This window comes from Azorhizobium oxalatiphilum, assembly GCF_014635325.1.
In the GTDB taxonomy this organism is placed as follows: Bacteria; Pseudomonadota; Alphaproteobacteria; order Rhizobiales; family Xanthobacteraceae; genus Azorhizobium; species Azorhizobium oxalatiphilum.
In genome coordinates, this window is sequence record NZ_BMCT01000005.1 from 366543 (window position 1) to 378108 (window position 11566).

Sequence of the window (11566 nt, forward strand, 5' to 3'; positions counted from 1 at the left end):
GAATTTATCGCGGCCGGCCCGCCTTGCTGGAACGCGGGCCCCCCGGGCGACGTTGCACCCTCAGGAGCAAGCCTCGCCGGCGCTCCGTTTGCACGACATTCATGCGCGTCGTTCATGAGCGTTTGCAGGGAGACGCGCTGGCGGATGCAGCTCTCGCAGATTATAATTATGATAAGCGTAATCTTCAGTTGAAGTGGCGCTGATCTCGACATGAATGGCCGCTCCTGAATGGCAGCTCTTGCCGCCCCTCGGGGTGATGCCTTCGGTGCGCCACAGCCTTTCCATGCGTCAATCAAGGGATCGGGAATGACTCTCCAGACACCCCGTGAGGCCGACGTTTCTCGGCGTCATCTTCTCATCGCGGGAGCCGCCTCGGTGGTCGCTTCCTCCGCTTCCGCCCAGACAGAGGCCCAGACGCCCGCCGCTCCGGTGCCGGCCGCCTCCGATGCGCCGGTGCTCATGAAAGTGACCCTGAAGGTCAACGGCGCCGCCCATGCGCTCCATCTCGACACCCGCACCACCCTGCTCGATGCCCTGCGCGAGCATCTGCATCTCACCGGCACCAAGAAGGGCTGCGACCACGGCCAGTGCGGCGCCTGCACGGTGATGGTGGATGGGCGGCGGATCAATTCCTGCCTCACGCTCGCGGTCATGCACGAGGGCGACACCGTCACCACCATCGAGGGCCTCGGCACGCCGGAGCATCTGCACCCCATGCAGGCGGCCTTCGTCAAGCATGACGGCTATCAGTGCGGCTATTGCACACCGGGCCAGATCTGTTCCGCCGTAGCGGTGCTGGACGAGATCAAACACGGCATCCCGAGCCATGTGACCGGCGATCTGAGCGCCCCCGTCACCTTCTCCGAAATGGAGGTGCGCGAGCGCATGAGCGGCAACATCTGTCGATGCGGCGCCTATCCCAACATCGTCGCGGCCATCACCGAGGTGGAAGGGGACAAGGCATGAAGGCGTTCAGCTATGCACGCGCCACCTCTCCCGCAGAGGCGGCGGCCCTTGCCGCCCGCACCGAAGGCGCGAAATTCATCGCCGGCGGCACCAATCTGCTCGATCTCATGAAACTGGAGATCGAGGCGCCGACCCATCTCATCGACGTCAACGGGCTGAAGCTCGATGCCATCGAGGCGACGGAGGCCGGCGGCCTGCGCATCGGCGCGCTGGTGCGCAACACCGATCTGGCGGCGGACGCCCGCGTGCGCCGCGACTACGGCCTGCTCTCCCGCGCCCTCGTGGCGGGGGCCTCCGGCCAGCTGCGCAACAAGGCGACCACGGCGGGCAACCTGCTCCAGCGCACCCGCTGCCCCTATTTTTACGACACCAACCAGCCCTGCAATAAACGCAAGCCCGGCAGCGGCTGCGCGGCGCTGAACGGCTTCAGCCGGCAACTGGGTGTCATCGGCACCAGTTCCGCCTGCATCGCCACCCATCCCAGCGACATGGCGGTGGCGCTGCGGGCGCTGGACGCAACGGTGGAGACGGTGAAGCCGGATGGTGCCACCCGCGTCATTCCCCTGGCCGACTTCTATCGCGATCCCGGCGAGACGCCGCATCTGGAGACGGTGCTCGCCAAGGGAGAGCTGATCACGGCCGTGGTGCTGCCGAGCCCCGTGGGCGGCACGCACATCTATCGCAAGGTGCGCGATCGCGCGTCCTATGCCTTCGCGCTCATTTCGGTCGCCGCCATCGTGCAGAAGGACGGCACGGGGCGGGTGGCGCTCGGCGGCGTGGCGCCGAAGCCATGGCGGGTGGCGGCTGCGGATGCCGAGCTTCCGCGCGGCGGCAAGGCGGCGGCGGACATGCTGCTGGCCGGGGCAAAACCCACCCACCACAACGCATTCAAGCTGACGCTGGCGCAGCGCACGCTGAGTGCCGTTCTCACTGAGGCGAAGGGGTGAGGCCATGAAGTTCGACACGCCGGCAGGCATCAATCCCATCGATCAGCTCAAGGTCATCGGCATCCCCACGGACCGTATTGAAGGTCCGCTCAAGACCACGGGCACCGCCCGCTACGCCTATGAGCAATACGACGTCGCGCCCCATCAGGCCTATGGCTATGTGGTGGGCGCGGCCATCCCGCGCGGGCGCATCACCGCCATGGACCTCGCCGCCGCGAAGGCTGCGCCGGGGGTGATCGACATCGTCACCTGGCAGAATGCGGGCGAACTCGGCAAGGGGCCGCGCAACACCGCGCGCCTGCTCGGCGGGCCGGAGGTGCAGCATTATCATCAGGCCATCGCGCTGGTGGTGGCGGAGACCTTCGAGCAGGCCCGCGCCGCGGCCCAGCTGGTGAAGGTGAGCTATGAGGCGCAGCCCGGCACGTTCGATCTCGACGCCTCCCGCAAGACGGCAAAGCCCGCCTCCGGCGGCGTCACGGTGGGTACGTTCGAGCCGGCCTATGACAGCGCGCCGGTGAAGCTGGACGCCACCTATTCCACGCCCGACCAGTCCCATTCCGCCATGGAGCCCCACGCGTCCGTCGCGCAATGGAAGGACGGCAGGCTGACGCTCTGGACCTCCAACCAGATGATCGCCTGGGCGGCCGGCGACATGGCCAGGACGCTGGGCCTGCCGCGCGAGAACGTCCGCATCGTCTCGCCTTATATCGGCGGCGGCTTCGGCGGAAAGCTGTTCCTGCGCAGCGACATGCTGCTGGCGGCGGTGGCAGCCCGGCTGACCGGGCGGGCGGTGAAGGTGGCGCTCCAGCGCCCGCTCATTGCCAACAACACCACCCATCGCCCGGCCACCATCCAGCGCATCCGCCTCGGTGCCACGCCGGAGGGCAAGCTCACCGCCATCGGGCATGAGAGCTGGTCGGGCGATCTGGCGGGCGGCAAGCCGGAGACGGCGGTTCAGCAGACGCAATATCTCTATGCCGGTGCCGCGCGCGCCACCAAGATGTATCTCTCGGTGCTGGACCTGCCGGAAGGCAATGCCATGCGTGCGCCGGGCGAGGCGCCGGGCCTGATGGCGCTGGAAATCGCCATGGACGAGATGGCGGAGAAGCTGGGGATCGACCCGGTTGAGTTCCGGGTCATCAATGACACGCAGGTGGACCCCTCCGCGCCGCAGCGGCCCTTCTCGAAGCGCGATCTCGTCACCTGCCTGCGCACCGGTGCCGAGAAATTCGGCTGGGACAAGCGCAACCCGCGCCCCGGCCAGAGCCGGCAGGGCGGCTGGCTGAAGGGCATGGGCATGGGTGTTGCCTTCCGCAACAATCTGCTCACCGCTTCCGCCGCGCGTGTGCGCCTCGACGGGCAGGGCATGGTGACGGTGGAAACGGACATGACCGACATCGGCACCGGCTCCTACACCATCATCGCCCAGACGGCGGCGGAGATGATGGGCGTGCCGCTCAACAAGGTGCGGGTGCATCTGGGCGATTCCGATTTTCCCGCCTCGGCGGGATCGGGCGGGCAGTGGGGCGCCAACTGCTCCACCTCCGGCGTGTATGCCGCCTGCGTGAAGCTGCGCGAGGCCATCGCCCAGAAGGTCGGTTTCAATTCCGGTGATGCCGTGTTCGCCGACGGCGCCGTGCGATCCGGAAACCGCGCCGTGCCGCTGGCGGAAGCTGCCGGTGCGCAGGGGCTGGAAGCGGAGGACCGCATCCAGTTCGGCGACCTGGGCAAGACGTACCAGCAATCCACCTTCGGCGCCCATTTCGTGGAGGTGCGGGTGGATGCCGCCACCGGCGAGACGCGCATCGACCGCATGCTGGCGGTGTGCGCGGCGGGGCGCATCCTGAACCCCAAGTCGGCGCGCAGTCAGGTCATCGGCGCCATGACAATGGGGGTGGGCGGCGCCCTGATGGAGGAACTGGCGGTGGATGCCGGCCGGGGCTTCTTCGTCAATCATGATCTGGCCGGCTACGAGGTGCCCGTGCATGCGGACATTCCGCATCAGGAGGTGATCTTCCTCGACGAGACCGATCCCCTGTCCTCGCCCATGAAGGCGAAGGGCGTGGGCGAACTCGGCCTGTGCGGCGTCTCGGCGGCGGTGGCGAATGCCATCTACAACGCCACTGGCGTGCGGGTGCGCGACTATCCGCTGACCTTGGACAAGCTGATCGACGCTTTGCCCGTGGTGGGGTGAGCTTTCCTGAAGCGGGGCCGGGATGGCGCAACACCCGGTGCCGGCGTGGAGAAATAAGGAAGGCCGCGCCGGAGCGCTCCGGCGCGGCCTTTCGCATCCGGCTTCACGGTAGCGTGTGGCGTCGTGATTGGACAGGTTCCGTTAACCATGCAAAGCTTGAGCATCCTCAAGTTGGTACCGGTGTTGATGCGCGAGCGTCACCTTGCTCCCGCCGCCGGACCCGAGGTGGTTATGGCAGCCAATGTCCGACTTTTCTGCACCCGGCGAGACGCATGCTCCGGTCGCCCATCGGGCTAAATCCACGGAGCCACATCTGACAAACGCCACGCGCCAGATGGCTCTGGCGGAAGAACGCACGGTTCAGGCCGACACGGTGCGCGCCCGCAAGGATGAATGCGACGATGCCGAAAGCGCGCTCGGCGCGGCTCCGCTCTGGTTACACTGGGTGATGAGCCTGCGGCTCTCCTGGTCCCGCAACCGCCTCTCCCGCGCCAAGAACAGCGCCGCCGCCCACCGCACGATCAAGTGAAGCCGGGGCTGCGCCTTCCCGGCAGCCTTCATCCGCAGACCCTGCCTGCTTGCGCGCCGCGCCACCCGCAGCCTTGCCCCATGGGGCTTTCCGCATGGCCGGTTCCCGCCGCCGGCTGCACCCATCCTCTCCACCAGTCATGACGCCCAAAAGCGAGCCGCCGCATTGACGGCGCGCGCGCCGCATAATATCGGTACCGCATCGTACCGATAATGGTGCTTCGATTTCTGTCCGGTCGCGTGGGGTGGGTCGCGCGCGGCCGGAACCTCGCTGGGACTTGTCATGACACGCTTGCCTTCGTCCGCGCCGCTGCTCGCGGGCCTGATGCTCGCCGCCCTTCTCTCCGGCTGCGGCCAGAATGACGGCGCCGCAGGCGGCGCCCCCAACCGGCCGGAGGTGAGCGTGGTGACGCTGCATCCGCAGTCGGTGGCGATTACCGCCGAACTGCCCGGCCGCACCACCGCCTCGCTTACGGCCGAGGTGCGCCCGCAGGTGGGCGGCCTCATCCAGAAGCGTCTGTTCACCGAGGGCGGCGAGGTGAAGGCGGGCGATCCGCTCTATCAGATCGACCCGGCCAGCTACCGCGCCTCCCTCGACAGCGCGGAAGCCGCGCTCAAGAAGGCGGAAGCCGCCGTGCCGAGCGCCAAGGCGAAGCTGGAGCGCTATCAGCAACTGGTGAAGCAGTCCGCCGTCTCCAAGCAGGATTTCGACGACGCCTCCGCCAGTTATGACGAGGCGGTGGCGGACGTGGCCTCCGCCAAGGCGAGCGTGGATACGGCGCGTATCAATCTCGACTACACCACGCTCACCGCGCCCATCGGCGGGCGCATCGACAAGTCGTCCCTGACCCCCGGCGCGCTGGTGACGGCGAGCCAGACCACGGCGCTGACCACCATCCGCACCCTCGACCCCATGTTCGTGGACGTCACGCAATCCTCCACCAACCTGCTCAACCTGCGCGAGGCCATAGCGGCGGGCCGGGTGAAGCTCTCCGGCGCCAATGTGACGGTGCGGCTGAAGCTGGAGAACGGCACCACCTATGACCAGCCGGGCCGGCTGGAATTCCGCGAGTCCTATGTGGACGAATCCACCGGCACCTACGGCCTGCGCGCCACCTTCCCCAATCCCGAGCGGCTGCTGCTGCCGGGCATGTATGTGCGCGCCGTCATCGAGGAAGGCGTGGCGCAGAACAGCTTCCTGGTGCCCCAGCGCGCGGTGAGCCACAACACCAAGGGCGAGGCCACCGCCTGGTTCGTCACCGCCCAAGGTAAAGCTGAGCAGCGGGTCATCACCGTGCGCAGCAGCGTCGGCAACAACTGGCTGGTGGATGCGGGCGTGAGCAACGGCGACCGCATCGTGGTGGAGGGCACGCAGCTCATCCGCGCGGGCGCGGAGGTGAGCCCGGTGGAGGTGATCATCGACGACACCACCGGCGAGGTGCGCGAGCACAAGGAGGGCGTGATCTCTCCCGATCAGCAGCCGGCGGGCACCATCCGCCCGGCAAAGGCGGGCTGACGCGCCATGTCGAATTTCTTCATCGACCGGCCCATCTTCGCCTGGGTCATCGCCATCGTCATCATGCTCGGCGGCCTGCTGGCGCTGAACATGCTGCCCATCGCCCAATATCCGCAGATCGCCCCCACCACGGTGCGCATCACCGCCACCTATTCCGGCGCGGACGCGCAGACGGTGGAGAATTCGGTGACGAAGGTCATCGAGCAGGGCCTCACCGGCATCGACAATCTCGACTACATGACCTCCACCTCCACCTCCACGGGGCAGGTGCAGATCAACGTCATCTTCACCAACGCCGCCGATCCCGACGTGGCGCAGATGCAGGTGCAGAACAAGCTCCAGCTCGTCACCTCGCAGCTGCCGAGCGTGGTGCAGAGCACCGGCGTCACCGTCACCAAGGCCTCCACCGGCTTCCTCATGGTGATGGCCTTCGTCTCCAAGGACGGCAAGCTCTCCTCCAACGACATCGCCGACTTCATCGACAGCAGCCTCGACGACACGCTGAAGCGCGTGGAAGGCGTGGGCGACACCCAGCTGTTCGGCGCCTCCTATGCCATGCGCATCTGGCTGGATCCGGACAAGCTGCAGAAATACAGCCTGATGCCGAGCGATGTGGCCACCGCCATCGAGGCGCAGAACACGCAGGTGTCCGCCGGCTCGCTGGGCGCGGTGCCGGCCCGCAAGGGCCAGCAGCTCAACGCCACCGTGACCTCGCGCAGCCGTCTCCAGACGCCGGAGCAGTTCCGCAACATCATCCTGAAGAGCACCAGCTCCGGCTCGCTGGTGCGGCTCAACGACGTGGCGACCGTGGAGCTGGGCGCGGAGAGCTACACCACCTCCTCGCTCTATAACGGCCAGCCGGCCTCGGGCCTCGCCATCAGCCTCGCCACCGGCGCCAACGCCATCTCGACGGCGCAGGGGGTGAAGGCGGCGGTGAACCGGCTCTCCGCCACCTTCCCCGAGGGGCTGGAGGTGGTCTATCCCTACGACACCACGCCGTTCGTGGAACTGGCCATCGAGAAGGTGGTGCACACGCTGTTCGAGGCCATCGCCCTCGTCTTCATCGTGATGTTCGTCTTCCTCCAGAATTTCCGCGCCACCCTCATTCCCACCATCGCGGTGCCGGTGGTGCTGCTCGGCACGTTCGGCGTGCTGGAGCTGTTCGGCTATTCCATCAACACGCTCACCATGTTCGCCATGGTGCTGGCCATCGGCCTTCTGGTGGATGACGCCATCGTGGTGGTGGAGAATGTGGAACGCGTGATGGCGGAGGAGGGGCTCTCCCCCCGCGAGGCCACGCGCAAATCCATGGGCGAGATCACCGGCGCGCTGGTGGGCATTGCGCTGGTGCTCAGCGCGGTGTTCGTGCCCATGGCCTTTTTCGGCGGCTCGGTGGGCGTCATCTACCGCCAGTTCTCCATCACCATCGTCTCGGCCATGGCGCTCTCCGTGGTGGTGGCCCTCGTGCTCACCCCCGCGCTCTGCGCGACCATGCTCAAGCCGCACAAGCCCGGCCACACGCCGAACCGCCTGTTCCGCTGGTTCAATCGCACGCTGGATCGCGGCACTGCGAGCTATGGCCGCTCCGCGGCGGGCATGATCCGGCGCCCGCGCCGGTTCGGGCTGGCCTTCCTGATCATCGTCGCCGGCATGGGGTGGATGTTCGCCAACCTCTCCAGCTCCTTCCTGCCGCAGGAGGATCAGGGCGCGCTGATGACCTCCATCCAGCTGCCTGTCGGCGCCACGCAGGACCGTACCCTGAAGGTGCTGGACCAGGTGAAGGACTATTATCTGAACGAGGAGAAGGACGCGGTCGAAGGCGTGTTGCAGGTGGTGGGCTTCAACTTCGGCGGCTCCGGCCAGAACGTCGCCATGGCCTTCGTGGGCATGAAGCCGTTCGCCGAGCGCACCGATCCGCACCTCTCCGCGCAGGCGGTGGCGGGCCGGGCCATGGGCGCCTTCCGCAAGATCCGCGATGCCAGCGTGTTCGCGCTGGCCCCGCCCGCCATTCAGGGCATGGGCCAGAGCAACGGCTTCGATTTCTATCTGCAGGACGTGAACGGTGCCGGCCACGAAAAGCTGGTTCAGGTGCGCAACCAGCTCCTCGGCATGGCGGCCGCCGACAAGCGGCTCGCCAATGTGCGCCCCAACGGACAGGAAGATGAGCCGCAGATCAATGTGGACATCGACCAGGAGAAGGCCAGTGCCCAGAACGTGGCTTTGGGCGATGTGAACGATACCCTCTCCACCGCCTGGGGCAGCCTCTATGTGAACGACTTCCTCGACCGGGGCCGCGTGAAGAAGGTCTATCTCCAGGGCAATCCGGATTCCCGCATGCAGCCGGAAGATCTGGGCAAATGGTACGTGCGCAATTCCGACGGCGACATGGTGCCCTTCTCTTCCTTCGCCAGCATGCGCTGGACCTTCGGTTCGCCGCGGCTGGAGCGCTTCAACGGCGCTTCGGCGGTGGAGATCCAGGGCGAGGCGGCGGCGGGTGTGTCGTCGGGCGATGCCATGGCGGCCATCAACGAGATCATGGCCAAGCTGCCGCCGGGCTATGCCCACCAGTGGGCGGGTCTGTCCAAGCAGGAGGTGCTCTCGGGCAACCAGGCCATCTACCTTTATGCCATTTCGGTGCTGGTGGTCTTCCTGTGCCTGGCCGCGCTCTATGAGAGCTGGTCGGTGCCGTTCGCGGTCATGCTGTCGGTGCCCATCGGCATCTTCGGCGCGCTGGCGGCGGCGCTGCTGTTCGGGCAGTCCAACGACGTCTATTTCAAGGTCGGTCTGCTCACCACCATCGGCCTTGCGGCCAAGAACGCCATCCTGATCGTCGAGTTCGCCATGGAGCGGCAGAAGGAGGGCATGGCGCTGGTGGATGCCACCCTGATGGCTGCGCGCCAACGCCTGCGTCCGATCCTGATGACCTCGTTCGCCTTCATCCTCGGCGTGCTGCCGTTGGCGATCGCCACGGGCGCGGGCTCGGGCGCGCAGAATGCCATCGGCATCGGCGTGATGGGTGGCATGATCGCCTCCACCGTGATCGGCGTGCTGTTCGTGCCGCCGCTCTATGTGGTCGTGCGCAAGCTCACCGGCGGGCGCCACGCGGGGCAGGGCGATGCGGACAAGGCGGAGGGAGGGCACGAGCCCGAGGCGCTGCCGCCGCCCCAGCCCGGCCCGGCCTGACCAGCCGCGCCATTCCCTGAAACGACCAGCCGGCCGGGGCCTCCCCGGCCGGTTTTTTTATGCCCCAAAGCGCCCTTGGGGCTGTTCCGGCCGCATGATCCTTATGCGGCAAACGCAGGCCGCATATGGGCCCGCGCCGGCCTCTTTATGCATTCCTTATGGAATCGAGGCGCTTTCCGCATCGCATGCTTACCGCCCTCGGACCTAGAGCAGGTCGTGCAGACGCGTGTCGGGATTCCGCATCCGGAATGACGACCAACGCGCGCTCGTTCTGGCCTCCCAGGAGGTGTCCCATGGCCGACGTCATTTATCTTCTCATCGTCATCGCCTTCTTCGCCCTCATGACGGCCTACGCCCGCTGGGCGACCAAAGCCTGAAAGGCGTGACCATGTTCGCACTCAGTCTCGGCGCCGCCGTCTCCATCGGCCTCGCGCTCTATCTCCTGACCGCGCTGATCCGGCCCGAGCGGTTCTGAACCGTTCCGCCGCCTCTTCCAATCGAAAGACCGCATCGCCATGACCTCCAACGGCTGGCTCCAGATCATCCTGCTGTTCGCAGTGGTGATCCTCACCGCCATTCCCCTCGGCCGCTACATGGCCCGCGTCTATGCGGGCGAGCGGACCTTCCTCTCAGCCGTCCTCGGCCCCGTTGAGCGGCTGCTCTACGGGGCGGCAGGCGTGGACCCCAGAAACGAGCAGGGCTGGCTCGGCTACACACTCGCCATGCTGCTGTTCAACGGCCTCGGCGTGCTGCTGCTGTTCGCGCTCCTGCGCTTCCAGGGCCTGCTGCCGTGGAACCCGCAGGGCTTTTCCGGCCTCTCGGCTGACCTTGCCTTCAACACGGCGGTGAGCTTCGTCACCAATACCAACTGGCAGTCCTATGCGGGCGAAGCCACCATGAGCAATTTCAGCCAGATGGTGGGCCTCACGGTGCAGAACTTCCTTTCTGCTGCCACCGGCCTTGCCCTCGCCATCGCGCTGGTGCGCGGCTTTGCCCGCTCCAATGCCAAGGCGGTGGGAAATTTCTTCGTCGATATGACGCGCTCCACCCTCTACATCCTGTTGCCGCTGGCCCTCGTCACCGCCGTGGCGCTCATCGCCATGGGCATGCCGCAGACGCTGGACGGGCAGGTGGCCGCCACCACGCTCGACGGCGCGCAGCAGACCATCGCGGTCGGCCCGGTGGCCTCGCAGATCGCCATCAAGCAGCTGGGCACCAATGGCGGCGGCTTCTTCAACGCCAATGCCGCCCATCCGTTCGAGAACCCCACCGCGCTCACCAACATGCTTCAGGTCTGGCAGATGCTGGTGATCTCGGTGGCTATCGTCTTCGCCTTCGGCCAGCTGGTGGGCGACAAGCGGCAGGGCCATGCGCTCCTCGCCGCCATGCTCATCCTGCTGGTGTCGGGCGTCGCCATCGCCTATTGGGCCGAGGCCGCCGGCACGCCGACGCTGATGGCTGCCGGGCTCGATCCGGCGGGTGGCAACATGGAAGGCAAGGAGGTCCGCTTCGGGCTCGGCCTGTCCGCGCTGTGGGCGGCTGTGACCACTGGCCTGTCCACCGGCTCGGTGAACGCCATGCACGGCTCCTTCACGCCCATCGGCGGTCTTGTTCCCCTCGTGCTCATCAAGCTCGGCGAGATCCTGCCGGGCGGCGTGGGATCCGGCCTCTACGGCATGCTGGTCATGGCCATCATCGCCGTGTTCGTGGCCGGCCTCATGGTGGGCCGCACGCCGGAATATCTGGGCAAGAAGATCGAGGCCAGGGAAGTGAAGATGGCGATCCTCGCCGTTCTTATCCTCCCCCTGGCGGTGCTGGGCTTCTCGGGCGTCTCCGCCGTGCTGCCCGATGCGCTGGCCGGCGTCGGCAATGCCGGCCCCCATGGCCTCAGCGAGATCCTCTATGCCTATGCCTCGGGCGCCGGCAACAACGGCTCGGCCTTCGCTTCGCTGAGCGCGAATACCCCCTGGTACAACACGACCATCGGCTTTGCCATGCTGCTCGGCCGCTTCGCCTACATCGTGCCGATGATGGCGATCGCAGGCTCACTTGCGGCCAAGACACGCCTTGCCGCTTCCAGCGGCACCTTCCCCACCCATGGCCCGCTGTTCGTGGGCCTGCTCATCGGCGTCATCCTCATTCTCGGCGGTCTCCAGTTCTTCCCGGCCTTCGCCCTCGGCCCCATCGCCGAGCAGGTGCAGATGCTGGCCGGCAAGACTTTCTGAACGCGGA

At 66.9% G+C, this 11566-nt stretch carries 8 protein-coding genes; all 8 read left to right on the plus strand.

Translation table 11 applies throughout. From position 1 onward, the window contains the following. The first annotated feature begins 306 nt into the window (after window positions 1-306). The gene (gene paoA, locus IEW24_RS18360) at window positions 307-966 is read left to right on the plus strand and encodes an aldehyde dehydrogenase iron-sulfur subunit PaoA (protein ID WP_188581285.1); all 660 of its coding nucleotides are present in this window, start codon (window positions 307-309) and stop codon (window positions 964-966) included. Further along, window positions 963-1913: an FAD binding domain-containing protein gene (locus IEW24_RS18365; protein WP_188581287.1), complete on the plus strand. Its 951-nt coding sequence runs from the start codon at window positions 963-965 to the stop codon at window positions 1911-1913. The genes paoA and IEW24_RS18365 overlap by 4 nt, the downstream gene beginning before the upstream one ends. Window positions 1914-1917: 4 nt before the next feature. Further along, complete coding sequence (paoC, locus tag IEW24_RS18370; RefSeq protein WP_188581289.1) at window positions 1918-4107, plus strand: aldehyde oxidoreductase molybdenum-binding subunit PaoC; 2190 nt, start codon at window positions 1918-1920, stop codon at window positions 4105-4107. 241 nt (window positions 4108-4348) lie between these two features. Beyond that, entirely contained in the window at window positions 4349-4636 is a 288-nt protein-coding gene (locus IEW24_RS18375; RefSeq protein ID WP_188581291.1) for a hypothetical protein, read from the plus strand. A gap of 282 nt (window positions 4637-4918) precedes the next feature. Beyond that, complete coding sequence (locus IEW24_RS18380; protein WP_188581293.1) at window positions 4919-6151, plus strand: efflux RND transporter periplasmic adaptor subunit; 1233 nt, start codon at window positions 4919-4921, stop codon at window positions 6149-6151. Between the two features lie 6 nt (window positions 6152-6157). Continuing rightward, window positions 6158-9334, plus strand: a complete 3177-nt coding sequence (locus IEW24_RS18385; RefSeq protein ID WP_188581295.1) for an efflux RND transporter permease subunit — start codon at window positions 6158-6160, stop codon at window positions 9332-9334. Between the two features lie 388 nt (window positions 9335-9722). Then, entirely contained in the window at window positions 9723-9809 is an 87-nt protein-coding gene (kdpF, locus tag IEW24_RS18390) for a K(+)-transporting ATPase subunit F (protein ID WP_244644538.1), read from the plus strand. A gap of 40 nt (window positions 9810-9849) precedes the next feature. Next, window positions 9850-11559, plus strand: coding sequence for a potassium-transporting ATPase subunit KdpA (gene kdpA, locus IEW24_RS18395; RefSeq protein ID WP_188581299.1), 1710 nt, complete (start codon window positions 9850-9852; stop codon window positions 11557-11559). Window positions 11560-11566 lie beyond the last annotated feature (7 nt).

Bases quoted from the DNA above. Each gene is read 5' to 3' on its own strand.
- paoC (WP_188581289.1), top strand. From the start codon at position 1,918: ATGAAGTTCGACACGCCGGCAGGCATCAATCCCATCGATCAGCTCAAG.
- IEW24_RS18385 (WP_188581295.1), top strand. From the start codon at position 6,158: ATGTCGAATTTCTTCATCGACCGGCCCATCTTCGCCTGGGTCATCGCC.
- paoA (WP_188581285.1), top strand. From the start codon at position 307: ATGACTCTCCAGACACCCCGTGAGGCCGACGTTTCTCGGCGTCATCTT.
- kdpA (WP_188581299.1), top strand. From the start codon at position 9,850: ATGACCTCCAACGGCTGGCTCCAGATCATCCTGCTGTTCGCAGTGGTG.
- IEW24_RS18375 (WP_188581291.1), top strand. From the start codon at position 4,349: ATGTCCGACTTTTCTGCACCCGGCGAGACGCATGCTCCGGTCGCCCAT.
- IEW24_RS18365 (WP_188581287.1), top strand. From the start codon at position 963: ATGAAGGCGTTCAGCTATGCACGCGCCACCTCTCCCGCAGAGGCGGCG.
- IEW24_RS18380 (WP_188581293.1), top strand. From the start codon at position 4,919: ATGACACGCTTGCCTTCGTCCGCGCCGCTGCTCGCGGGCCTGATGCTC.
- kdpF (WP_244644538.1), top strand. From the start codon at position 9,723: ATGTTCGCACTCAGTCTCGGCGCCGCCGTCTCCATCGGCCTCGCGCTC.